Origin of the sequence: Streptomyces yunnanensis (assembly GCF_029011865.1) — a bacterium.
GTDB lineage: Bacteria > Actinomycetota > Actinomycetes > Streptomycetales > Streptomycetaceae > Streptomyces > Streptomyces yunnanensis.
Window position 1 is genome coordinate 7,015,102 of record NZ_CP095749.1, and the last position, 23,186, is coordinate 7,038,287.

The window sequence follows — 23,186 nt, forward strand, 5'->3', positions numbered from 1 at the left end:
AAGAGTGTAGTGACTAAAAATTTATTCTCGCTACAATTTTCCTTTCGGAAGGAGAGACGGTGGCGGAGAAGAAGTCGACGGGGGAGCGGGAGCCGGGGCGGCCCGCGGCGCGGCCGGTGGTGCGGCCGGCGGCCGGGAGTGCGGACGACGACGGGCAGCTGGGCCTGCGCGAGCGCAAGAAGCTGCTCACCCGACAGCGGATCTCCGGCGAGGCCACGCTGCTCTTCATCGAGCGCGGCTTCGACAACGTCGCCGTCGCCGAGATCGCCCATGCCGCCGGGGTGTCCACGATGACGGTCTTCAACTACTTCCCGCGCAAGGAGGACCTCTTCCTCGACCGGGTCCCCGAGGCCGTCGAGCTGGTCGTCGGCGCGGTGCGGGGGCGCGGCGCGGACGAGACGCCGCTGGCCGCGCTGCGCCGGCTGGCGCTGGAGCTGCTGGCGCAGCGGCACCCGCTGGGCGGCCCGGGGGAGGGGTTCGAGCACTTCTACCGGACCGTGCTGGAGGCGCCATCGCTGCGGGCGCGGGCGCGGGAGGCGGTGCAGGAGGTCGAGGCCGCGCTGGCCGGGGCACTCGCCGAGGCGGCCGGCGGCGACCTCGCGCGACCCGGTCGGGACGCCCGGTTGGCCGCGGCGCTGATCATCGCGGGCTGGCGGACGTTCTTCGCGGAGGCCGTCGTCCGGCAACTGGAGGGTGACCCCGCGGACGAGGTGGCCGTTGACCACGAAGCAGTGATCCGGCACACGTTCGACGTGCTGGAGCGGGCGCTGCCCGACGGGGGGCTCGGGCGGGGTTGATCGCGGGCGCACCCCGGGGGTGCCGGCCGCTGAACGGCGTAACGGCTGGTCATCGCGGTGGGAAGGTTGCGGGGCCGCCACACGTTTGGGTGAAGAGGGCTTGCGAGGCCCGTAAATCGAATGCGCGTGCTATAGGCTCGTGTGTGGCATCCCAAAGACAGTGCCGCGGCGGCCCCCATACCCTTGGTCCGGGGCCCGCTCCGCTCCGCCGCCTCTGCTCGCTCACCGCGCGGTGGACGCAGCCCGTGGCTTCCGCCCCTCTCCAAGAAAGGTGCCGACCGGCGTGGCCGACCGTCTCATCGTCCGTGGCGCTCGCGAGCACAACCTCCGCAACGTCTCGCTCGACCTCCCCCGCGACTCCCTCATCGTCTTCACGGGGCTCTCCGGGTCGGGCAAGTCCTCGCTCGCCTTCGACACGATCTTCGCCGAGGGGCAGCGGCGCTATGTCGAGTCGCTCTCCTCGTACGCCCGGCAGTTCCTCGGGCAGATGGACAAGCCCGATGTGGACTTCATCGAGGGGCTGTCCCCCGCGGTCTCGATCGACCAGAAGTCGACCTCGCGCAACCCGCGCTCGACGGTCGGCACGATCACCGAGGTCTACGACTACCTCCGGCTGCTCTTCGCCCGGATCGGCAAGCCGCACTGCCCGCAGTGCGCGCGGCCGATCGCCCGGCAGTCGCCCCAGGCCATCGTCGACAAGGTCCTGGAGCTCCCCGAGGGCAGCCGCTTCCAGGTGCTCTCGCCGCTGGTGCGCGAGCGCAAGGGCGAGTTCGTCGACCTCTTCTCCGACCTCCAGACCAAGGGCTACAGCCGCGCCCGGGTCGACGGGGAGACCGTCCAGCTCACCGATCCGCCGAAGCTGAAGAAGCAGGAGAAGCACACCATCGAGGTGGTCATCGACCGCCTCACGGTCAAGGAGAGCGCCAAACGCCGGCTGACCGACTCCGTCGAGACCGCCCTCGGGCTCTCCGGCGGCATGGTCATCCTCGACTTCGTCGACCTCGACGCCGACGACCCGCAGCGCGAGCGGATGTACTCCGAGCACCTCTACTGCGCCTACGACGACCTCTCCTTCGAGGAGCTGGAGCCCCGCTCCTTCTCCTTCAACTCGCCCTTCGGCGCCTGCCCGGACTGCACCGGCATCGGCACCCGCATGGAGGTCGACCCCGAGCTGATCATCCCGGACGAGGAGCGGTCCCTCGACGAGGGCGCCATCCACCCCTGGTCCGGCGGCCACACCAAGGACTACTTCGGCCGCCTGGTCGGCGCGCTCGCCGACGCCCTGGGCTTCCGCACGGACATCCCCTGGGCCGGCCTGCCGCAGCGCGCCAAGAAGGCCCTGCTCCACGGCCACAAGACCCAGATCGAGGTCCGCTACCGCAACCGCTACGGCCGCCAACGGGCCTACACCACCGCCTTCGAGGGCGCGGTGCCGTTCGTCAAGCGGCGGCACAGCGAGGCGGAGAGCGACAGCAGCCGGGAGCGCTTCGAGGGCTATATGCGCGAGGTGCCCTGCCCGACCTGCGAGGGCACCCGGCTCAAGCCGATCGTGCTCGCCGTGACGGTCCAGGAGAAGTCGATCGCCGAGGTCGCGGCCATGTCGATCAGCGACTGCGCCGACTTCCTGCGCTCGATGACGCTCAACTCCCGCGAGAAGACCATCGCCGAGCGGGTCCTCAAGGAGGTCAACGAGCGGCTGAAGTTCCTGGTCGACGTCGGCCTGGACTACCTCTCGCTGAACCGCGCGGCCGGCACCCTCTCCGGCGGCGAGGCCCAGCGCATCCGCCTCGCCACCCAGATCGGCTCCGGCCTGGTGGGCGTGCTCTACGTCCTGGACGAGCCGTCGATCGGCCTGCACCAGCGCGACAACCACCGGCTGATCGAGACCCTGGTGCGGCTGCGCGACATGGGCAACACCCTGATCGTGGTGGAGCACGACGAGGACACCATCAAGGTCGCGGACTGGGTGGTCGACATCGGCCCGGGCGCCGGTGAGCACGGCGGCAAGGTCGTCCACAGCGGCCCCATGAAGCAGCTGCTGGCCAACAAGGACTCGATCACCGGCCAGTACCTCTCCGGGAAGAAGGCCATCGCGACCCCGGACGTCCGCCGTCCCACCGACCCGTCCCGCCGGCTGACCGTCCACGGCGCGAAGGAGAACAACCTCCGCGACATCGACGTCTCCTTCCCGCTCGGGGTGCTCTCCGCCGTCACCGGCGTCTCCGGCTCCGGCAAGTCGACGCTGGTCAACGACATCCTCTACACCCACCTCGCGCGCGAGCTGAACGGCGCCAAGTCGGTCCCCGGCCGGCACACCCGGGTCGCCGGCGACGACCTCGTCGACAAGGTGGTGCACGTCGACCAGTCGCCGATCGGCCGGACCCCGCGCTCCAACCCGGCCACCTACACCGGCGTCTTCGACCACGTCCGCAAGCTCTTCGCGGAGACGATGGAGGCCAAGGTCCGCGGCTATCTGCCGGGCCGCTTCTCCTTCAACGTCAAGGGCGGCCGCTGCGAGAACTGCTCCGGCGACGGCACCATCAAGATCGAGATGAACTTCCTCCCGGACGTGTACGTCCCGTGCGAGGTCTGCCACGGCGCGCGCTACAACCGCGAGACGCTGGAGGTGCACTACAAGGGCAAGTCCATCGCCGAGGTGCTGGACATGCCGATCGAGGAGGCGTTGAGCTTCTTCGAGGCGGTGCCGACCATCGCCCGCCACCTCAGGACGCTCAACGAGGTCGGTCTCGGCTACGTCCGGCTCGGCCAGTCCGCGCCGACCCTCTCCGGCGGTGAGGCGCAGCGCGTCAAGCTGGCCAGCGAACTCCAGAAGCGCTCCACCGGCAGCACCGTCTACGTCCTCGACGAGCCCACCACGGGTCTGCACTTCGAGGACATCAGCAAGCTCATCAAGGTGCTCTCCGGCCTGGTCGACAAGGGCAACACGGTGATCGTCATCGAGCACAACCTCGATGTGATCAAGACCGCGGACTGGGTCATCGACATGGGCCCCGAGGGCGGCAGCGGCGGCGGCATGGTCGTCGCCGAGGGCACCCCGGAGCAGGTCGCGTCGATCCCGGCCAGCCACACCGGCAAGTTCCTGCGGGACATCCTCGGCGACCGGGTCAGCGACGCGGCGCTGGTCGACGGCGGGCCCCGGAAGCCGGCCGCCCGGAAGACCGCGGCGAAGAAGGCCGTGGCCGCCGCTTCCGCCGGGAAGACGACGGTGACCGCCTCGACCGCGGCCAAGAAGGCGACGGCCAAGAAGGCGACGGCGAAGAAGACCGCGGCCAAGAAGGACGCCGCCTCGACCGCGGCCGAGAAGGCCCCGGCGAAGAAGACCGCGGCCAAGAAGACGGCGACGCGGGCCCGCCGGGCCTCCTGACGCCGCACCGCAACACCGCCGCACGCGGCACAGCGGGGGCGGAGCCTCTTCCCGGGGCTCCGCCCCCGCCGTGCTGCCCGCGGCCCGTCAGGCGACGGGCCCGTCGGCCCCTCGCTCCGTCAGCTCCGTCAGCTCCGCGGCGAACGGCGGCTCGGCGCCCGCCCGGGAGCAGGTGACGGCGGCCGCCCGGGCGGCGAAGCGCAGGATGTCCTCCCAGTCGCCGTCGCCGAGCGCCTCGACCGCCGCGTACGACAGCGCGCCATGGACGTCCAGCCGGTGCAGCAGCGCCGCGTTGACGGTGTCGCCCGCGCCGATGGTGTCGACGACGGTGATCCGCTCGCCGGGTACCGCCACCTCGCCGCCGGCCCGGGTCAGCACCGTCAACCCGTCGCCGCCGTGGGTGAGCACGATCGCCGCGGGCCCGACGGCCAGCCACTCCCGGGCCGCCGCGCGGACCGCCGCCCGATCGGCCCCGGGCGCCCCCGGCGCGCCCGCGTCCGCACCTGCCCCCGGACCGGCCCCGGCCAGCCACAGCGCGTCCTCGTCGGACAGCTTCAGCAGCGCCACGTCCGACAGCCAGGAGCGGAAGCGCGCCCGATAGGCGTCCGGATCGGGGATCAGGCCCGGGCGGATGTTGGGGTCGAGCGCGGTGAACACCCCGCGCCGGGCCTCCCGGCGCAGCAGCGCCTCGTACGCCCCGGCGCCCGGCTCCAGTACCAGCGAACAGGTGCCCAGGGAGAGGGCCCGCACCGCCCCGGGCAGCGCCGGCGGCAGGGTGAAGAGCCGGTCGGCGGTGCCCTCCACGTAGAAGCCGTAGCCGGCCGAACCGTCCGGGCTGATGTCCGCGACCGCCAGGGTGGTCGGCTCCGGGCCGCGTTGCACCAACGAGGTGTCCACCCCGCCGTCGCGCAGACCGCGCAGCAGCGACGCCCCGAAGGTGTCGGTGGAGACCCGGGAGCAGAACGCGGCGGGCGAGCCCAGCCGCCCCAGCGCCAGCGCGGTGTTGTACGGCCCGCCGCCGCGCCGCGGCAGCAGCGCCGGCAACGTCCCGTCCGGGGAGGGCTGTTGACTGGGGACGAGGTCGATCAGGGCCTCGCCGGCGACGACGATCACGGGGTGCGGGTCCTTTCCTGCGGCGGCCGGGGCCGGCCGGGGCGTGGCGGGCGGGGGCCCGTCCGGGCCCTGGGGCCGTCCGGCGGGGCGGTGTGCCCGGCCCACCGGACGGCCGCTAAGCGGTCTCGGGGCAGCCGCACGAGGTGCGGTGCACGAAGGTGCAGGGCAGTCGGACGGTGCGCGGCGGCCGGTGCGGGTCGTCCAGCCGCTCCAGCAGCAGCCGGACCGCCGCCGTCCCGAGTTCCTTGCTGGGCTGGGCGATCGCGGTCAGCCGCGGGGTGAAGAGGTCCGCCCAGGAGAAGTCGTCGAAGCAGGCCAGGGCGATGTCCCGGGGCACCTCCAGGCCCAGGCCGCGCAGCGCCTGGAGGGCGCCGATGGTCATCGCGTTGTTGGCGGTGATGATCGCGGTGGGCGGCTCCGGCGCGGCGAGCAGGTGCCGGGTGGCGTCCTGCGCGCCCTCCGCCTCGGAGTTGCCGCCGGCCAACAGCTCGGGCGCGAACGGCAGTCCGCGGGCGCGCAGCCCCTCGCGGTAGCCCTGGACCCGCTCGGTGGTGGTGCTGAGCCCGGGCAGCCCCGCCACCAGGCCGATCCGGGTGTGGCCCGCGTCGGCCAGGTGCTCGACGAGTCGGCGGACCGGACCGGCGCTCTCCGCGCAGACCTGGTCGAAGCCGTCGCCGACCAGCCGGTCGAGGAAGACCGTAGGCACCTGACGCTTCGTCACATAGTCGACCATCTCGGCCGGCGCCGCGGACGGCGCGACGATCATGCCGTCCACCCGCCGCTCGTGCAGCAGCTGGACGACCTTGCGCTCGTGCCGCGGATCGTCGTGCGGATCGGCGATCAGCAGGCTGTATCCGGCCTCCAGCGCGCCGGCCTCCACGCCCTGGAGGATCTCGGTGAAGTACGGGTTGCTGATCGCCGAGACCGCCAGGCCGATGGAGCGGGTGCGGGAGGTGACCAGTGAACGGGCGAGGGTGTTGTGGGTGTAGCCGAGCTCCTCGATGGCGGCCAGCACCGCGGCCCGGGTGTCCGGACGCACCGGCCGGGTGTCGTTCACCACGTGCGAGACCGTGGCGACCGAGACGCCCGCGCGCCGTGCCACATCCACCATCGTCGTCATCCGGCTCTTTCCTCCCCGCCGCCCCGGTGCTCGGTGCGCCGGCTCCCGGCGGTCGGCCTCCGTGCCCGTTCGCCGCAGTCCATCACAGTACGTCTGCCGAAGGCCAAACGTAAACGCTTGCGTAAGCGTTTACGCGATGGCGGATCTTCTGTAGTGTCCCCGCCATCGCAATCCGCACGACGTCGTGAGGAGGCGCCGATGCGCGCTCTCGTGGTCACCGCACCGGGCCCCCGGGGCACCGCCGCTGTCACCGAACTGCCCGATCCCCGCCCGGAGCCCGACGAGGTGGTCGTCCGCGTCACCTCCTGCGGCCTGTGCGGCACCGACATGCACGTCCTCGGCGGCGAGCTGCCGGTGGTCGGCTACCCGCTGGTCCCCGGCCACGAGCTGGCCGGCGAGATCGTCGCGGTGGGCTCGGCGGTGCGGGACCGGGCGGTCGGCGAGCGGGTCGCGGTCGACCCCAACATGCCGTGCGGCGCCTGCCACTACTGCCGGATCGGCCGCGGCAACCTCTGCGAGGACTACACCGCGATCGGCGTCACCCGGGCCGGCGGCTTCGCCGAACTGGTCGCCGTTCCGGCCCGTTGCTGCCACGTCCTGCCGGCCCACCTCTCGGAGGCCGCCGCCGGACTCGTCGAGCCGCTGTCCTGCGCCGTGCACGGCCTGAACCGGCTGCCGCGCCGCCCCGGCGAGCACTACCTGATCTACGGGGCGGGCACCATGGGCCTGATGATGGCCGCGTTGGTGCGGACCGCGGGCGCCGCCTCGGTCTCCGTCGTGGACCTCAACGAGGAACGGCTGGCGTTCGCCCGGTCCTTCGGCGTGGACGCGGCGGTGACCGGCGCCGACGCCCTCGACCGGGCCCCCGGTTTCGAGGTGGTGATCGACGCGACCGGGGTGATCGCGGCCATCGAGGACGGCCTGGGCCGGGTGCGCCGCGGTGGCACCTTCCTCCAGTTCGGCGTCGCCGACCCGGCCCGCGGCGCGTCCTTCTCGCCGTACCGCGTCTACAGCCAGGAGATCGACATCATCGGCTCGATGGCGGTGCACAACAGCTTCCAGCCGGCCGTCGACCTGCTGGCCGCCGGCCTCGATCTGGACCCGCTGGTCTCCGACGTCTACGGGCTGGACGACTTCGAGGAGGCGGTGGCCCGCTTCCGGGCCGGCACCGGCCGCAAGATCCACATCGCCCCGCAGAAGGGCTGAGCGCCGTGCCCGCATCCGTCAAGGCTCTGCCCGTGTCCCTCAAGAACGCGCTGATCTGGGTCTTCGGTGCCCTCGGGGGCATCCTCTGGGGCTACGACACCGGCGTCATCTCCGGCGCCATGCTCTTCCTCAAGCGCGATATCGCGCTCACCCCGCTCCTGGAGGGCCTGGTCGTCTCCGGTCTCCTCGTAGGGGCGATGCTCGGCGCCGGCCTCGCGGGGCGGCTGTCCGACTCCTGGGGGCGCCGCCGGCTGATCCTGGTCGCCTCCGGGGTCTTCATCCTCGGCACCCTCGGCGCGGCCTGCGCCACCGGGGCCGCCGCGCTGATCGCGTTCCGCTTCGTGATCGGGGTCGGCGTGGGCATCGCCTCCGTCGTCGTCCCGCTCTACCTCACCGAGCTCGCGCCCAAGCACCTGCGCGGCGGGCTCACCTCGCTGATGCAGCTGCTGGTGACGGTCGGCATCTTCGTCGCCTACGTCACCGACTACCTGCTCGCCGACTCCGGGGCCTGGCGCTGGATGATCGGCCTGGGCGTGGTCCCGGCCGCGGTGCTGGCGCTGGGCATCCTCACCCAGCCGGAGAGTCCGCGCTGGCTGGTGGGCAGGGGCCGGGGCGGACAGGCCCGCGAGGTGCTGACGCGGCTGCGCGGGGACGCCGCGGCGGCGGGCGAGGAGCTGGCCGAGATCGAGCGGACCGAGCGCGCCGAACGGGAGGCCGGCGAGCCGCTGAGCCTGCGGCGGCTGCTGTCGCCGCAGCTGCGGCGGGTGTTCACGGTCGGGATGCTGCTGGTGTTCTTCCAGAACTTCGTCGGCATCAACACGATCATCTACTACGCACCGACCCTGCTCACCGACATCGGGTTCGGGTCCGGCGGCGCCATCCTCGCCAACGTCGGCATCGGCCTGCTCAACATGCTGATGACGCTGCCGGCGATGCGGCTGATCGACCGCAGGGGGCGCAAGCCGCTGCTGCGGATCGGGGCGCTGGGCATGTGCGCGGCCATGGTGGTGCTGGCCGCCACCAACCTCTCCGGGCTCGGCTACGGCGCGCTGCTCTCCACCCTGACGCTGCTGGGCATCGCCCTCTACATCGCCTCGTTCGCGGTCTCCTGGGGACCGGTGCAGTGGGTGATGCTGCCGGAGCTGTTCCCGATGCGGATCCGGGCCGCCGCGGTCAGCCTGTGCGTGCTGTCCAACTGGCTGTTCAACATGATCGTGGCGCTGGTCTTCCCCTCACTGCTGCACGCCTGGGGCGCCGGGGTCAACTTCCTCTTCTTCGCCGGGACGACGCTGCTGGCGTATCTCTTCGTCCAGCGGCTGCTGCCGGAGACCAAGGGCCGCAGCCTGGAGGAGATCGGGGCGGAGCTGCTCCGGGGCGGGCAGGACCGCCGTCCGGCCGAGCGGACCGCCCCGGTATCGTCGGGGGCCGACGTCGCCCACTGACCAGGAGGTTCCCCATGAGTGCGTCCCCGGACCGCCGGACCGTGCTGCGCGGGGCCGCGCTCGCCGGCATCGCGTGCTTCGGAGCCGCCGCCTGCGCCGCGGGGGAGCAGGGGTCGGGCGCCCGGCCGTCCTCGGACGCGCCGGTCGAGCTGGGCCCGGCCGCGGAGGTGCCGGTCGGCGGCGCCAAGCTCTACGCCGCGCAGCGGCTGCTGGTCTCGCAGCCCGCCAAGGGCGAGTTCAAGTGCTTCAGCGCCGTGTGCACGCACATGGGCGGGACGCTGAACAAGATCGAGAAGGGGCAGGCCGTCTGCCCCCTGCACGGCAGCCACTTCGAGGTGGCCACCGGCAAGGTCGCCCAGGGCCCGGCGTCCAGCCCCCTGGAGGAGGTCCCGGTCAAGGTCGAGGGCGGCAAGCTGGTCGCGGGCTGAGCCGCCGCCCCGTTCACCCCCAGTCCCAGGCGATCCCCAGGATTCCGGGCCGCACCCCCTGCTCGACCACGTGCACCGCGTGGTGCCGGCCGCTCAGCGTCAGCTCCTGCCGGCCGGCGCGCGGGGCGCCGGCCGACGCCTGGGTGAAGCGGTAGCAGCGCACCGGCAGCGCCGCGTCGTCGAACCGCACCTGGAGGACGTACTGGCCGCCGGCGAAGCTGAAGCCGCGCACGTACTCGGCGCTGGGGCCGCCGCTGCCGTCCTCGAAGGCGTAGCCGAAGACGTGGGTGTCGCCGGCCCGCAGCCGGGTGTCGAAGAGCAGCTCGGCGACGATCACGCCGTTCGCCGCGTCCCCGCGCACCCGCCCCAGCCGGCAGTTCTCGGTGGCCCGCACCCGCACCCGGGACGGGTCGCAGCCCGGGTCGCCCCGGTGGATGGCGACATAGCGGTCCACCCCGTCCCGGTGGGCGCGCACCACCTGCAGCGACTCGCGTTCGCTCAGCTCGCGCCGGGCCCCGATCCGTACCCGCTCGTGGTGGCCGACGGTGTGCACCCCGCCGTCCGCGGGGGTCTCCAGCTCGGCGAACAGCTGTTGCAGGCAGTCGGCCGGGGCCACCAGGGAGCGGTACGAGCGGCCCGGTGGCCGCTCGGTCTCCGGGCGGGCGCCGCCCTCGGGCACCAGGAGTCGGTGCAGCGACCGGTCGGGCAGGCCGAGGACGTCCTCCAGGGCGCGGACCGCGCGCAGCGACTCGGGGCGCTGGGGGCGCCGGGCGCCCTGTTGCCAGTAGCTCAGGCTGGTGACGCCGATGGTGATGCCGCGCTGGGCGAGCTTGTGCTGGACGCGGGTGAGGGCCAGCCCGCGGGCGGTGAGCGCGCTGCGCAGGGCGAGATGGAAGGGGCCGGTCCGCAGCAGTTGGGCCAGCTCGGCCGAAACATGAGGGTTCTGCGCGGTATCGGGAGTGTTCTGTGCCATTGCCTCAATCCTCCGGCGCGCGCGGTGAATGTTCACAACCGGAACGCACGGCGCGCGCTCTCCCTGCTCGTTCACTGCAGGACGCCGGGCACCGGCCGTTCACATCCGGGCCCGCTCGTCCACACCCCCATGTCACCTCGCATTGAAGCGTGTTGACCTGCCTGCGACAACACCTGATGCTCCTCAACAGCATCCGGATGCGCTCCTCTCCCCCTCACCCCTCACGGGAGGAACGCCATGCTCCACTCTCTGTTCGCCCCGCGCGGGCGCCGCAGATGGCTGTCGGCCGCGGCGCTGACCGTCGTGGCGCTGGCCGGGCTGCCCGGCGCCGCCAACGCCGCCCCGCAGTCGGCCAACCGCCTGAACATCACGATGCAGGCCCAGGAGAAGACCAACTGGTGCTGGGCCGGCTCGGGCAACACCATCGCGACCTGGTACGGCCGGAACTACAGCCAGAACCAGTTCTGCAACGCCGCGTTCAACCGCCAACAGGGCTCCACCTGCCCCAACAACCAGGCCACGCTGGGCAATGTGCAGAACGCACTTGACTGGATGGGCATCAATCCTGGCTCATATGTGACCGGTTGGCTCCGCTACAGCACCGTCCAGAACGAGATCAACGCCAATCGGCCCATCGAGACCCGCATCCAGTGGTCGTCCGGTGGCGGCCACATGCACGTCATCTACGGTTTCGACACGTCCCGCAACTGGGTGTACTGGGGCGACCCCTGGGCCACCAACAACCGTTACAACTGGGGCGACTTCGACAACTACGTGAACGGAAGCTCCTTCTCCTGGACCCACTCCCTCTACCAGATAGGAGCCTGAGGCATGACGAAGCGCATCGTCGTCCGCGCCGCCGCCACGGGCACCCTCGCCGCCGCCTTCCTGGCCCTCGCCCCGCACGCCGCCCTGGCCGCCGTGCCGGCCCCGCCCGCCCCGGCCCGCACCAGCGTGTCCGCCGCCCACGACGCGGCCGCCGACCCGGCGACCCTGGACACCCTGGCCCGCTTCTTCGCCGCCGCCCCGGCCAAGGGCGGCAAGGGCGGCGCCGGACTCGCCGCCCCGGCCCGGACCGCCCCGCACGTCGAGGGCGCCACCGTCCCGGTCTACGTCCTCTCGCCCGACTTCGTCCGCGGCAAGGCCGACGCGCCCGTCGCCCGGCTGGAGTTCATGGCCACCAAGGCCGTCGCCGGCGACGGCCGCACGGCGTCGGTGTGGACCGCGCACCGCGGCGCGTCCTGGAAGGTCGTCAACATCGCCACCGGCGACGACGAGACCCGCTACGCCGCGGCCGGCGCCGGTCAGGGCGGCGGAACGGTTTTCCACGAGCCGCAGATCGACGCCTGGTACGTCCAGCGCGGCGACCGCGTGGAGCCGCTGGACGACGCGGCCCGCAAGGCCGTGGGCGCGCACGGCACCACCGTCGCCGCCTACCAGAAGCGGGTCGCCCGCGACTACGGCGACAAGCTCCCGGGCTCCGCGTACGACAAGCGCGGCGAGGCCGGCGGCTTTGGGCCCGGCGCCGCACCGGCCGGCCCCGACACCGGCCGTGCCCCGCACCCGCTCGCCGCGGACGCGGCCGGTCCGGTGGACACCGCGGACACCACGGCCGACGACACCTTCCCGGTGGCCGCCGCCTCGACCGTCGCGGGGGCCGCCGCCGTGCTCGCCCTGGGCCTGTCGACCAGGGCGGCGCTGCGCCGGCGCCGCACCCGCTGACCGGACGCCCCACCGGAGCCCGTCCTTCCGCCCCTTCACCGGGTTTCGGAGGGGCGGGCTCCGCCGCCTCGGCCCTGATTGTCGGTGGCGGTCAGTAGGGTGGAGGGCATGGCAGACCCCAGTAGCTACCGACCCAAGCCGGGACAGATCCCCGACTCGCCGGGGGTCTATAAATTCCGCGACGAGCACGGCCGGGTCATCTACGTAGGCAAGGCCAAGAGCCTGCGCCAGCGCCTGGCCAACTACTTCCAGGACCTGGCCGGTCTCCACCCGCGCACCCGCACGATGGTGACCACCGCCGCCTCGGTGGAGTGGACCGTGGTCTCCACCGAGGTCGAGGCGCTCCAGCTCGAATACAGCTGGATCAAGGAGTTCGACCCGCGGTTCAACGTCAAGTACCGCGACGACAAGAGCTATCCGTACCTCGCGGTGACCCTGGGCGAGGAGTTCCCCCGCGTCCAGGTGATGCGCGGCGCCAAGAAGAAGGGCGTGCGCTACTTCGGCCCCTACGCCCACGCCTGGGCCATCCGCGAGACCGTCGACCTGCTGCTGCGGGTCTTCCCCGTGCGGACCTGCTCCGCCGGCGTCTTCAAGCGCTCCGCCCAGATCGGCCGCCCCTGCCTGCTCGGCTACATCGGCAAGTGCTCCGCCCCCTGCGTCGGCCGGGTCTCCCCCGAGGAGCACCGCGAACTCGCCGAGGAGTTCTGCGACTTCATGGCCGGCCGCACCGGCGCCCACCTCCGCCGCCTGGAGCGCGGGATGCAGGAGGCCGCCGAGGAGATGGAGTACGAGCGCGCCGCCCGTCTGCGGGACGACATAGGCGCGCTCAGGCGCGCCATGGAGAAGAGCGCGGTGGTCCTCGCCGACGCCACCGACGCCGACCTGATCGCCCTCGCCGAGGACGAACTCGAAGCCGCCGTCCAGATCTTCCACGTCCGCGGCGGCCGGGTGCGCGGCCAGCGCGGCTGGGTCACCGACAAGGTCGAGGCGGTCACCACCGGCGATCTGGTCGAGCACGCCCTCCAGCAGCTCTACGGCGAGGAGCAGGGCGACGCGGTCCCCAAGGAGGTGCTGGTCCCGGCGCTGCCCGAGCCGGTGGAGCCGGTCGCCCAGTGGCTCACCCAGCGCCGCGGCTCCCAGGTCTCGCTGCGCATCCCCCAGCGCGGCGACAAGAAGGACCTGATGGCCACGGTCGAGCGCAACGCCCAGCAGGCGCTCGCGCTGCACAAGACCAGGCGCGCCTCGGACCTGACCACCCGCTCCCGCGCCCTGGAGGAGATCGCCCAGGCCCTCGACCTGGACACCGTCCCGCTGCGCATCGAGTGCTTCGACATCTCGCACCTCCAGGGGGAGGACGTCGTCGCCTCGATGGTGGTGTTCGAGGACGGCCTCGCCCGGAAGAGCGAATACCGCCGTTTCCAGATCAAGGGATTCGCCGGGCAGGACGATGTCCGCGCCATGCACGAGGTCATCGGCCGCCGCTTCAGGCGCTACCTCCACGAGAAGCAGAAGTCGGGGGAGTGGACCGAGGAGCCCACCGAGGGCGTCGACGGAGCGGGGGCCGCCGGGGTGGCGGACGCGACCGGGCCGACCGCCGTCGCGGACCCCGCGGTGGACTCCGACATCGACGCCACGGACCCCACCGACCCCACCGACCGCCTCACCGACGAGGACGGCCGCCCCAAGCGCTTCGCCTACCCGCCCCAGCTGGTGGTCGTCGACGGCGGCGCCCCGCAGGTGGCGGCGGCCCGCCGGGCCATGGACGAACTGGGCATCGACGACGTCGCGGTCTGCGGCCTGGCCAAGCGCCTGGAGGAGGTCTGGCTGCCCGGCGAGGACGACCCGGTGGTGCTGCCGCGCAGCAGCGAGGGGCTCTACCTCCTCCAGCGAGTCCGCGACGAGGCGCACCGCTTCGCGATCACCTACCAGCGCAGCAAGCGCGGCAAGCGGCTGAAGTCCTCCCCGCTCGACGCCGTCCCCGGGCTCGGCGAGACCCGCCGCCAGGCGCTCCTGAAGCACTTCGGCTCGCTGAAGAAGCTGCGGGCCGCCACGGTGGAGGAGATCTGCCAGGTCCCGGGCGTCGGCCGGAAGACCGCCGAGACGGTCGCCGCGGCACTGGCCACCGCGGCTCCGTCCGCCCCTGCGGTGAACACCGCCACAGGAGAGATCATTGAGGATGACGGGGCCCCACCGGCCGCGTTGTCAGCAGAACGGGGGCAGGACCGATGAGCACACCGCACGACACGCAGGAACCCGAGAGAGACGGTGCACAGGTGAGTACGGGCACGATGCGCGAAGCCGACCAGGGCGAGAGCGCCGCGATCCCCGAGCTGGTGATCATCTCCGGCATGTCCGGCGCCGGCCGCAGCACGGCCGCGAAGTGCCTGGAGGACCTCGGCTGGTTCGTCGTCGACAACATCCCGCCCGAGCTGATCCCGCCGATGGTCGAGCTGGGCGCCCGCTCGCAGGGCAACGTCGCCAAGATCGCCGTGGTCGTCGACGTCCGCGGCCGCCGCTTCTTCGCCAACCTCAAGGAGTCGCTGGCCACCCTCGACGCGCAGAACGTCAAGCGCCGCATCGTCTTCCTGGAGTCCTCCGACGAGGCCCTGGTGCGCCGCTTCGAGTCGGTCCGCCGCCCGCACCCCCTCCAGGGCGACGGCCGGATCGTCGACGGCATCGCCGCCGAGCGCGACCTGCTGCGCGAGCTGCGCGGCGACGCCGACCTGGTCATCGACACCTCCAGCCTCAACGTCCACGAACTCCGCGCCAAGCTCGACGCCCAGTTCGCCGGGGAGGAGGTCCCCGAGCTGCGCGCCACGGTCATGTCCTTCGGCTTCAAGTACGGCCTGCCGGTCGACGCCGACATGGTCATCGACTGCCGCTTCATCCCCAACCCGCACTGGGTCCCCGAGCTGCGCCCCTTCACGGGCCTGAACGACGAGGTCTCCAACTACGTCTTCAACCAGCCCGGTTCCAAGGAGTTCCTGGACGGCTACACCGAGCTGCTGCGGCTGGTCGCGGCCGGCTACCGCCGCGAGGGCAAGCGCTATGTGACGATCGCGGTCGGCTGCACCGGCGGCAAGCACCGTAGCGTCGCGATGTCCGAGAAGCTGGCCCGCCGACTGGTCTCCGAGGGCGTCGAAACGGTCGTCGTGCACCGGGACATGGGGCGCGAGTGACCTCCCGTACACCGCGGCTGCGCCGGGTCCGCCGCTTCGTCCCCAGTGGCCGCGCGACGAAGGGCGCCACCCCCAAGGTGGTGGCGCTCGGCGGCGGCATGGGCCTGTCCGCCTCGCTCGCCGCGCTGCGCCGGATCACCCGTGACCTGACCGCCGTGGTCACCGTCGCCGACGACGGCGGCTCCAGCGGCCGGCTCCGCGACGAGCTGGGCGTGCTGCCCCCCGGCGACCTGCGCAAGGCCCTGGCCGCGCTGTGCGGCGACGACGACTGGGGCCAGACCTGGGCCCGGGTGATCCAGCACCGTTTCCAGAGCGAGGGCGAGCTGCACGACCACGCGGTGGGCAATCTGCTGATCGTCGCGCTGTGGGAGCAGCTCGGCGACCACGTCCAGGCCCTCGACCTGGTCGGCAAGCTGCTCGGCGCGCACGGCCGGGTGCTGCCCATGTCGGCGGTGCCGCTGGAACTCCAGGCCCAGGTCAAGGGGCTGGACAAGGATCACCCGGACGAGATCAGCACGGTCCGTGGCCAGGCCACGGTCGCCCTCACCCCCGGCGAGGTGCAGTCCGTCCACGTCGTCCCCGAGGATCCGCCGGCCGTCCCGGAGGCGGTCGCCGCGGTCCGCGACGCCGACTGGGTGGTGTTGGGTCCCGGTTCGTGGTTCTCCTCCGTCATCCCGCACCTGCTCGTGCCCGAGTTGCGCGAGGCCCTGGAGCAGACCCAGGCCCGGAAGGTGCTCTCGCTCAACCTCGCGCCCCAGCCGGGCGAAACCGAGGGGTTCTCCCCGCAGCGTCATTTGGAGGTTTTGGCCCGACACGCCCCTAAACTCGCCTTCGACGTGGTGCTGGCCGACGAGGCCGCGGTGCCCGACATCGACAGTCTGACGGTTGCCGCCAAGCAACTGGTGGGCAGCGAGGTCGAGCTGGCCGCGATCGCCGCACGCGGAGACGACGCCCGGTCCGCCGGGGGAGCCCCCGACCGGCACGATCCGGAACTGCTGGCAGCCGCGTACGACCGTATTTTTCGGATGCATGGAAGGATCGGCCCATGGCGATGACGGCTGCGGTGAAGGATGAGATCTCCCGGCTCCCCGTCACCCGGACCTGCTGCCGGAAGTCGGAGGTCTCGTCGATCCTGCGGTTCGCGGGTGGTCTGCACCTGGTCAGCGGCCGCATTGTGATCGAGGCGGAGCTCGACACGGGCATCGCCGCCCGCCGGCTCCGCAAGGACATCCTGGAGATCTTCGGGCACTCCTCCGACCTGGTGGTGATGGCCCCCGGCGGACTGCGGCGCGGCAGCCGCTACGTCGTCCGGGTGGTGGCCGGCGGCGACCAGCTGGCCCGGCAGACCGGCCTGGTGGATGGCCGCGGGCGCCCGATCCGCGGCCTGCCACCGCAGGTGGTCTCCGGCGCGACCTGTGACGCCGAGGCCGCCTGGCGCGGCGCCTTCCTGGCCCACGGCTCGCTGACCGAGCCCGGCCGCTCGTCCTCCCTGGAGGTCACCTGCCCCGGCCCCGAGGCCGCCCTCGCCCTGGTCGGCGCGGCCCGCCGGCTCGGCATCGGCGCCAAGGCCCGCGAGGTGCGCAGCGTCGATCGCGTGGTCGTCCGTGACGGTGACGCGATCGGTGCGCTGCTGACGCGGCTCGGCGCCCACGAGTCGGTGCTCGCCTGGGAGGAGCGGCGGATGCGCCGCGAGGTCCGGGCCACCGCCAACCGCCTCGCCAACTTCGACGACGCCAACCTCCGCCGCTCGGCGCGGGCCGCGGTCGCCGCCGGCGCCCGGGTCCAGCGCGCCCTGGAGATCCTCGGCGAGGAGGTCCCCGAGCACCTCGCCGCCGCCGGTCGGCTGCGCATGGAGCACAAGCAGGCGTCCCTGGAGGAGCTCGGCGCGCTCGCCGACCCGCCGCTGACCAAGGACGCGGTCGCGGGCCGGATCCGCCGTCTGCTGGCGATGGCCGACAAGCGGGCCCAGGACCTGGGCATCCCCGGCACCGAGTCCAACCTCACCGAGGAACTCGCGGACGGCATGGTCGGCTGAACCACGGCGGCCCTCCGCACGCACGCGCCCCCGGCACCCACACAGGGTGTCGGGGGCGCGTGCATGCGGGCGCCGTGCGGCGACGCGCAGGGGTGGGCGTCAGAGGGGCTCGAAGCCGCTCACTTGAGCATCTTTGGGCGCCGATGTCAATGTCACGTACGTCTCTTCCAGGGGGTAGGGTCGTAGGCGGTCGGGGACAGCCCATACAGCTCGCCGGTATCCAAAACCGGCGTACCAACGAGGAGATCGGTTCGTGACGATCCGCGTAGGCATCAACGGATTCGGCCGCATTGGTCGCAACTACTTCCGCGCGCTCCTGGAGCAGGGTGCGGACATCGAGATCGTCGGTGTCAACGACCTGACCGACAACGCCACCCTGGTCCACCTGCTGAAGTACGACACCATCCTGGGTCGCCTCAAGCAGGACGTCAGCCACACCGACGACTCCATCACGGTCGGCAACCAGACCTTCAAGACGATGGCCGAGCGCGACCCGGCCAACCTCCCCTGGGGGGAGCTGGGCGCCGACATCGTGATCGAGTCGACCGGCATCTTCACCAAGCGCGAGGACGCCGCCAAGCACCTCGCCGCCGGCGCCAAGAAGGTCATCATCTCCGCGCCCGCCAAGGGCGAGGACATCACCATCGTGATGGGCGTCAACCAGGACAAGTACGACGCGGCCAACCACCACGTCATCTCCAACGCCTCCTGCACCACCAACTGTGTGGCGCCGATGGCGAAGGTCCTCGACGAGCACTTCGGCATCGTCAAGGGCATGATGACCACGGTCCACGCGTACACCAACGACCAGCGCATCCTGGACTTCCCGCACAAGGACCTGCGCCGCGCCCGGGCCGCCGCGGAGAACATCATCCCGACCTCGACGGGCGCCGCCAAGGCCACCGCCCTGGTCCTCCCGCAGCTCAAGGGCAAGCTGGACGGCATCGCCATGCGCGTCCCGGTTCCCACCGGCTCGGTCACCGACCTCGTCCTGGAGCTCGACCGCGAGACCACCAAGGAAGAGATCAACGCCGCCTTCCAGAAGGCCGCCGAGGGTCAGCTCAAGGGCGTCCTGGAGTACACCGAGGACCCGATCGTCTCCTCGGACATCGTGAACTGGCCGGCCTCCTGCACCTTCGACTCGCAGCTCACGATGGTCCAGGGCAAGCAGGTCAAGGTCGTCGGCTGGTACGACAACGAGTGGGGCTACTCCAACCGCCTGGTGGACCTCACCGTGTTCGTCGGCGGCCAGCTCTGAGCCTGCCCGACAACGGGCACGGCACCGGAACGTGAAGACGGGGCTCGTAGGGCGCGGGAACGCGTCGTACGGGCCCCGTCCCATGACGGATAGAGTCCCTTGACGGACTACAACGGAGTCACTTCACATGAAGACGATCGACGATCTCGCCACGGAAGGCGTTGCGGGTAAGCGGGTTTTCGTCCGCGCCGACCTCAACGTTCCCCTGGAGGGCACCACCATCACCGACGACGGCCGGATCCGCGCCGTCGCCCCGACGATCGCCAAGCTCAGCGCACTGGGCGCCAAGGTGATCGTCGCCTCCCACCTGGGCCGTCCCAAGGGCGCCCCGGACCCCGCCTTCTCGCTGGCCCCCGCGGCCGAGCGGCTCGGCGAAATCCTGGGCAAGGGCGTGGCGTTCGCCACCGACACGGTCGGTGAGTCCGCCGCGTCCGTGGTCGCGGGTCTGGCCGACGGCGAGGTGGCCGTCCTGGAGAACCTCCGCTTCAACCCGGGCGAGACCAGCAAGGACGACGCCGAGCGCGGCGCCTTCGCCGACCAGCTCGCCGAGCTCGCCGACCTCTACGTCGGCGACGGCTTCGGTGCCGTGCACCGCAAGCACGCCTCGGTCTTCGACCTGCCCAAGCGGCTGCCGCACGCCGCCGGCGACCTGATCGCCACCGAGGTCGGCGTGTTGAAGAAGCTCACCGACGAAGTCCGGCGCCCCTACGTGGTGGTGCTCGGCGGCGCCAAGGTCTCCGACAAGCTCGGCGTCATCGACAACCTGCTCAAGAAGGCCGACCGCATCCTGATCGGCGGCGGCATGGCGTACACCTTCCTGGCGGCCAAGGGCCACGAGGTCGGCATCTCGCTGCTGCAGAAGGACCAGATCCCGGTCTGCCTGGAATACCTGGCGGAGGCCGAGAAGCGCGGCGTGGAGTTCGTGCTCCCCGTCGACGTCCTGGTGTCGGCCGACTTCCCGGACCTGAAGACCAAGGCCCCGGCCAACCCCGAGCTCGTCGCCGCGGACGCCATCCCGGCCGACAAGGAGGGCCTGGACATCGGCCCGAAGACCCGCGAGCTCTACGCCGCGAAGCTCGCCGACGCGGGCACCGTGTTCTGGAACGGCCCGATGGGCGTCTTCGAGCACCCCGACTACGCGAACGGCACCAAGGCCGTCGCCCAGGGGCTGCTGGACTCGGACGCCTTCACCGTCGTCGGCGGTGGTGACTCGGCCGCCGCGGTGCGCCTGCTCGGCTTCGACGAGAATGCTTTCGGCCACATTTCGACCGGCGGCGGCGCCAGCCTCGAGTACCTCGAGGGCAAGACGCTCCCCGGCCTCGCCGCTCTGGAGGACTGAACAACCGTGAGTGACCGCACCCCGCTGATGGCGGGCAACTGGAAGATGAACCTCAACCACCTTGAGGCCATCGCACACGTCCAGAAGCTCGCCTTCGCCCTCAACGACAAGGACTTCGACCAGGTGGAGGTCGCGGTCCTGCCGCCCTTCACCGACCTGCGCTCGGTGCAGACCCTCGTCGACGGCGACAAGCTCAAGATCAAGTACGGCGCCCAGGACCTGTCGGCGCACGACTCCGGCGCCTACACCGGCGAGATCTCCGGCGCGATGCTGGCCAAGCTCAAGTGCGCCTACGTGGCCGTCGGCCACAGCGAGCGCCGCCAGTACCACGGCGAGGACGAGGAGATCTGCAACGCCAAGGTCAAGGCCGCGTTCCAGCACGGCCTGACCCCGATCCTGTGCGTCGGCGAGGGCCTGGACGTCCGCAAGGCCGGCAACCAGGTCGCGCACACCCTCGCCCAGGTCGACGGCGGCCTGAAGGACGTCCCGGCCGAGCAGGCCGAGACGATCGTGATCGCCTACGAGCCGGTGTGGGCCATCGGCACCGGCGAGGTCGCCACGCCCGAGGACGCGCAGGAGGTCTGCGGTGCCATCCGCGGCCGCCTCGCCGAGCTCTACAGCCAGGAGCTGGCCGACAAGGTCCGCATCCAGTACGGCGGCTCGGTGAAGTCCGGCAACGTCGCGGCGATCATGGCGCAGCCGGACGTCGACGGCGCCCTGGTCGGCGGCGCGGCCCTGGACGCGGACGAATTCGTGAAGATCGTCCGCTTCCGCGATCAGTAGCAGCTATGACGACGGGCCCGGCCCGTCGTACCCTGTCGGGGCCGGGCCCGGTGTCGTGCGCACCGCCCGGCCCCGCACCGTCCGGCCCCGTCGGCCGGTCGGCCCGTTCCGTCCGAAAGTCCTCAGAGAGTTGGTCCAGCCGTGGTCATCGGTTTCTCGATCGCCCTCATCGTCTTCAGCGTGCTGCTGATGATGCTGGTGCTCATGCACAAGGGGAAGGGCGGCGGTCTGTCCGACATGTTCGGCGGCGGCATGCAGTCCTCGGTCGGCGGCTCCTCCGTCGCCGAGCGCAACCTCGACCGCATCACCATCGTGATCGGTCTGCTGTGGTTCGCCTGCATCGTGGTGCTCGGCATCCTGGTCAAGCTCGGCAGCTGACACGGCGTCGGGGGCGCGGCCTATCATGAAGGCAGCGTCCCGGGACGGTAACTCGTGTCACTGGACGCGCGTTGGGCCTTACGTAGACTGGGGCGCCCGCAGCGCAGTCGCTGTGAGAGGCACGCGGCACCATTACGCAGGGAGTTACGACCGTGGCAAGTGGCAACGCGATCCGAGGAAGTCGGGTCGGGGCGGGGCCGATGGGGGAGGCCGAGCGCGGCGAGTCCGCGCCGCGCATCCGCATCTCCTTCTGGTGCTCCAACGGGCACGAGACGCAGCCCAGCTTCGCCGGCGATGCCCAGGTGCCGGACACCTGGGACTGCCCCCGCTGTGGTTTTCCGGCCGGCAAGGACCGGGACAGCCCGCCGGACCCGCCGCGCACCGAGCCGTACAAGACGCACCTCGCCTACGTCCGGGAGCGCCGCAGCGACGCCGACGGCGAGGCGATCCTGGCCGAGGCGCTCGCCAAGCTCCGCGGCGAGATCTGACGGAACCGCGGCGCACCGCGCACACCGCTCACGACGACCGGCCCGGCCGGAGGGGACATCGCGCCCCCTCCGCCGGGCCGTTCGCGTGCCCGGGGCCGCTCGTATCTGAGGAGTGGGATAGGGACGTTGCCCCAGGCCCGTTGTCAGTGGCCGCCCCTACGGTCGGGAGGAGCGGCGGATCCCGCTCGGGGGTCCCGGGGAAGTGTGGTACGGGGGGGCGGGCCATGGCGCGGGCGGCGGAAGCGGGCGGCGCGGCGGGTGTTGGTGCGTGCGTCCGGCGCGGCGGGTTCGGGCGGCTGCGGAGCGCCGCGGCCGTGTCCCGCTTCGGCGATGCGCTGCGGGGTACCGCCCTGCCGCTGCTCGCCCACGCGTTGACGTCCGATCCGCTGCTGATCGCGCTGGTCGCCGCCTTCGGCTTCGCGCCGTGGCTGCTCTTCGGGCTGCTCGGCGGTGCGATCGCCGACCGGGTGGACCAGCGGCGCGCGATGTGGGCGGTCGATGTCCTGCGCGGGCTGCTGATGGGCGGCTTCGCGCTGGCCTTGGCGGCCGGTGCGGCCCGCATCGGGCTGCTGCTGGCGCTGGCCTTCGCGCTCACCACCCTCCAGACGCTCTTCGACAACGCCGCCACGGCCCTGCTGCCCGCGGTGGTGCCCAGGGAGTCGCTGACCTCCGCCAACGCCCGTCTGATGACCGGCCAGGAGGTCGCCGGCCGGTTCGTCGGGGGACCGGTGGCGCCGCTGCTCATCGGGGTGGGCGCGGCGCTGCCCTTCGCGGTCGACGCGGCGACGTACCTGATCGCCGCGGCCCTGGTGGCCTCGCTGCGCACCGGCTCACCGCCCCGGCCGCCGGCCGCCTCCGGGCGCACCCTGCGGAGGGAAATCGCCGAGGGCATACGGGCGTTGTGGGGCGACCGGGCGCTGCGGGGGCTCTGCCTGTCGGTGGCGCTGGCCAACGTCGGCATGGGCGCGCTGATCGCGGAGCTGGTCGTGGTCGTCAAGGACTGGCTGGGTGCCGGGGACTTCGGCTATGTCGCGGTGACGACGGGGTACGGCGCCGGCACGGTCCTCGGCGGGCTGCTGGTCGGCCACGTTGTCGCCGCGGTCGGCGGCCGGTTCCGCACCCTGCTGGTCGTCGGCTTGGTACAGACCGCGGTGCTGGTGGTGTTCGGCACGGTGCGGGCACTGTGGCCCGCGGCCCTGGCGCTGGCCCTGTTCGGCTGCGCCGGCACGGTGTGGAACGTCCTGGAGACCACGCTGGTGCAGCAGCGCGCCCCCGAGGCGATGCTGGGCCGGATCAGTTCCGCCTTCCGCACGGTCTCGATCGCGGGCACACCGGCGGGCGCGCTGCTGGGCGGTGCCGCGGCGGTGGCCTGGGGGCCCAACTCCCCGGCGCTGGTGGCGGCCGTGCTGCTGGGGGCGGGTGCGGTGGTGCTGATACCGGTTGTTCGGGGCGGCGAGGGCACCCCGTCCCACAGCGGAAAGATACCTCTCCCCCACTCTTGACTTCGCCCGAGCGGGCGGTGCCCCCATCGCGCTCTGAT

20 protein-coding genes are annotated in these 23,186 nt (G+C 72.1%); 17 read left to right on the plus strand and 3 right to left on the minus strand.

Annotation, left to right across the window (positions count from 1 at the left end):
* Nucleotides 1–59: 59 nt before the first annotated feature.
* Together MOV08_RS30550 and uvrA are read left to right on the plus strand one after the other, a co-directional pair.
* A complete protein-coding gene (locus MOV08_RS30550) occupies nucleotides 60–797 on the plus strand; it encodes a TetR/AcrR family transcriptional regulator (RefSeq protein ID WP_420834226.1) in 738 nt (245 codons plus the stop codon).
* A 283-nt stretch (nucleotides 798–1,080) separates the two neighbouring features.
* Nucleotides 1,081–4,182 carry an excinuclease ABC subunit UvrA gene (gene uvrA, locus MOV08_RS30555; protein ID WP_275309631.1) on the plus strand — a complete coding sequence of 1,034 codons (3,102 nt, stop codon included), beginning with the start codon at nucleotides 1,081–1,083 and terminating at the stop codon, nucleotides 4,180–4,182.
* 87 nt (nucleotides 4,183–4,269) lie between these two features.
* Here the strand turns inward: uvrA and MOV08_RS30560 are convergent, their stop codons facing one another.
* Together MOV08_RS30560 and MOV08_RS30565 are read right to left on the minus strand one after the other, a co-directional pair.
* Nucleotides 4,270–5,295 (minus strand): carbohydrate kinase family protein, encoded by a 1,026-nt coding sequence (locus MOV08_RS30560; protein WP_275309632.1) that lies wholly within the window; start codon nucleotides 5,293–5,295, stop codon nucleotides 4,270–4,272.
* A gap of 115 nt (nucleotides 5,296–5,410) precedes the next feature.
* Nucleotides 5,411–6,415 (minus strand): LacI family DNA-binding transcriptional regulator, encoded by a 1,005-nt coding sequence (locus tag MOV08_RS30565; protein WP_275309633.1) that lies wholly within the window; start codon nucleotides 6,413–6,415, stop codon nucleotides 5,411–5,413.
* Between the two features lie 198 nt (nucleotides 6,416–6,613).
* On the opposite strand from MOV08_RS30565, the gene MOV08_RS30570 reads away from it, so the two are divergent.
* The 3 genes from MOV08_RS30570 to MOV08_RS30580 are packed head-to-tail and all read left to right on the plus strand — an operon-like array spanning nucleotide 6,614 to nucleotide 9,491.
* Entirely contained in the window at nucleotides 6,614–7,621 is a 1,008-nt protein-coding gene (locus tag MOV08_RS30570) for a zinc-dependent alcohol dehydrogenase family protein (RefSeq protein ID WP_039637534.1), read from the plus strand.
* 32 nt (nucleotides 7,622–7,653) lie between these two features.
* Nucleotides 7,654–9,063 (plus strand): sugar porter family MFS transporter, encoded by a 1,410-nt coding sequence (locus tag MOV08_RS30575; protein WP_275309634.1) that lies wholly within the window; start codon nucleotides 7,654–7,656, stop codon nucleotides 9,061–9,063.
* Nucleotides 9,064–9,077: 14 nt separating this feature from the next.
* Nucleotides 9,078–9,491: a Rieske (2Fe-2S) protein gene (locus MOV08_RS30580; protein WP_275309635.1), complete on the plus strand. Its 414-nt coding sequence runs from the start codon at nucleotides 9,078–9,080 to the stop codon at nucleotides 9,489–9,491.
* Between the two features lie 13 nt (nucleotides 9,492–9,504).
* On the opposite strand, the gene MOV08_RS30585 is transcribed toward MOV08_RS30580, so the two are convergent.
* Complete coding sequence (locus MOV08_RS30585; protein WP_039637536.1) at nucleotides 9,505–10,464, minus strand: hypothetical protein; 960 nt, start codon at nucleotides 10,462–10,464, stop codon at nucleotides 9,505–9,507.
* 237 nt (nucleotides 10,465–10,701) lie between these two features.
* Between MOV08_RS30585 and MOV08_RS30590 the strand changes: the two genes are divergently transcribed.
* The 12 genes from MOV08_RS30590 to MOV08_RS30645 all read left to right on the plus strand — a co-directional run bounded on the left by MOV08_RS30590 (nucleotide 10,702) and on the right by MOV08_RS30645 (nucleotide 23,148).
* Nucleotides 10,702–11,292, plus strand: coding sequence for a papain-like cysteine protease family protein (locus tag MOV08_RS30590; protein WP_039637537.1), 591 nt, complete (start codon nucleotides 10,702–10,704; stop codon nucleotides 11,290–11,292).
* Nucleotides 11,293–11,295: 3 nt separating this feature from the next.
* The gene (locus tag MOV08_RS30595; RefSeq protein ID WP_039637538.1) at nucleotides 11,296–12,186 is read left to right on the plus strand and encodes a hypothetical protein; all 891 of its coding nucleotides are present in this window, start codon (nucleotides 11,296–11,298) and stop codon (nucleotides 12,184–12,186) included.
* Nucleotides 12,187–12,294: 108 nt separating this feature from the next.
* The gene (uvrC, locus tag MOV08_RS30600) at nucleotides 12,295–14,415 is read left to right on the plus strand and encodes an excinuclease ABC subunit UvrC (protein WP_275309636.1); all 2,121 of its coding nucleotides are present in this window, start codon (nucleotides 12,295–12,297) and stop codon (nucleotides 14,413–14,415) included.
* Complete coding sequence (gene rapZ, locus MOV08_RS30605) at nucleotides 14,412–15,365, plus strand: RNase adapter RapZ (RefSeq protein ID WP_286160284.1); 954 nt, start codon at nucleotides 14,412–14,414, stop codon at nucleotides 15,363–15,365. The genes uvrC and rapZ overlap by 4 nt, the downstream gene beginning before the upstream one ends.
* Nucleotides 15,362–16,420 carry a gluconeogenesis factor YvcK family protein gene (locus MOV08_RS30610; protein ID WP_039637541.1) on the plus strand — a complete coding sequence of 353 codons (1,059 nt, stop codon included), beginning with the start codon at nucleotides 15,362–15,364 and terminating at the stop codon, nucleotides 16,418–16,420. Before rapZ ends, MOV08_RS30610 begins: the two co-directional genes overlap by 4 nt.
* Entirely contained in the window at nucleotides 16,411–17,400 is a 990-nt protein-coding gene (whiA, locus tag MOV08_RS30615) for a DNA-binding protein WhiA (protein WP_039637542.1), read from the plus strand. The genes MOV08_RS30610 and whiA overlap by 10 nt, the downstream gene beginning before the upstream one ends.
* 253 nt (nucleotides 17,401–17,653) lie before the next feature.
* Nucleotides 17,654–18,658 carry a type I glyceraldehyde-3-phosphate dehydrogenase gene (gene gap / locus MOV08_RS30620; RefSeq protein WP_039637543.1) on the plus strand — a complete coding sequence of 335 codons (1,005 nt, stop codon included), beginning with the start codon at nucleotides 17,654–17,656 and terminating at the stop codon, nucleotides 18,656–18,658.
* A gap of 127 nt (nucleotides 18,659–18,785) precedes the next feature.
* Complete coding sequence (locus MOV08_RS30625; RefSeq protein WP_039637544.1) at nucleotides 18,786–19,997, plus strand: phosphoglycerate kinase; 1,212 nt, start codon at nucleotides 18,786–18,788, stop codon at nucleotides 19,995–19,997.
* A 6-nt stretch (nucleotides 19,998–20,003) separates the two neighbouring features.
* Nucleotides 20,004–20,780: a triose-phosphate isomerase gene (gene tpiA, locus MOV08_RS30630; RefSeq protein ID WP_039637545.1), complete on the plus strand. Its 777-nt coding sequence runs from the start codon at nucleotides 20,004–20,006 to the stop codon at nucleotides 20,778–20,780.
* Between the two features lie 141 nt (nucleotides 20,781–20,921).
* Complete coding sequence (gene secG / locus MOV08_RS30635) at nucleotides 20,922–21,158, plus strand: preprotein translocase subunit SecG (protein ID WP_039637546.1); 237 nt, start codon at nucleotides 20,922–20,924, stop codon at nucleotides 21,156–21,158.
* Nucleotides 21,159–21,310: 152 nt separating this feature from the next.
* A complete protein-coding gene (locus tag MOV08_RS30640) occupies nucleotides 21,311–21,646 on the plus strand; it encodes an RNA polymerase-binding protein RbpA (RefSeq protein WP_016578660.1) in 336 nt (111 codons plus the stop codon).
* Nucleotides 21,647–21,870: 224 nt separating this feature from the next.
* Nucleotides 21,871–23,148 carry an MFS transporter gene (locus MOV08_RS30645; RefSeq protein ID WP_275309637.1) on the plus strand — a complete coding sequence of 426 codons (1,278 nt, stop codon included), beginning with the start codon at nucleotides 21,871–21,873 and terminating at the stop codon, nucleotides 23,146–23,148.
* Nucleotides 23,149–23,186: the final 38 nt, after the last annotated feature.

What these genes read in the sequence shown, in the direction of transcription:
- MOV08_RS30565 (WP_275309633.1), bottom strand. Translation starts at nt 6,415, where the DNA reads ATGACGACGATGGTGGATGTGGCACGGCGCGCGGGCGTCTCGGTCGCC.
- MOV08_RS30570 (WP_039637534.1), top strand. Translation starts at nt 6,614, where the DNA reads ATGCGCGCTCTCGTGGTCACCGCACCGGGCCCCCGGGGCACCGCCGCT.
- MOV08_RS30580 (WP_275309635.1), top strand. Translation starts at nt 9,078, where the DNA reads ATGAGTGCGTCCCCGGACCGCCGGACCGTGCTGCGCGGGGCCGCGCTC.
- MOV08_RS30585 (WP_039637536.1), bottom strand. Translation starts at nt 10,464, where the DNA reads ATGGCACAGAACACTCCCGATACCGCGCAGAACCCTCATGTTTCGGCC.
- MOV08_RS30590 (WP_039637537.1), top strand. Translation starts at nt 10,702, where the DNA reads ATGCTCCACTCTCTGTTCGCCCCGCGCGGGCGCCGCAGATGGCTGTCG.
- MOV08_RS30595 (WP_039637538.1), top strand. Translation starts at nt 11,296, where the DNA reads ATGACGAAGCGCATCGTCGTCCGCGCCGCCGCCACGGGCACCCTCGCC.
- uvrC (WP_275309636.1), top strand. Translation starts at nt 12,295, where the DNA reads ATGGCAGACCCCAGTAGCTACCGACCCAAGCCGGGACAGATCCCCGAC.
- rapZ (WP_286160284.1), top strand. Translation starts at nt 14,412, where the DNA reads ATGAGCACACCGCACGACACGCAGGAACCCGAGAGAGACGGTGCACAG.
- whiA (WP_039637542.1), top strand. Translation starts at nt 16,411, where the DNA reads ATGGCGATGACGGCTGCGGTGAAGGATGAGATCTCCCGGCTCCCCGTC.
- MOV08_RS30625 (WP_039637544.1), top strand. Translation starts at nt 18,786, where the DNA reads ATGAAGACGATCGACGATCTCGCCACGGAAGGCGTTGCGGGTAAGCGG.
- MOV08_RS30645 (WP_275309637.1), top strand. Translation starts at nt 21,871, where the DNA reads ATGGCGCGGGCGGCGGAAGCGGGCGGCGCGGCGGGTGTTGGTGCGTGC.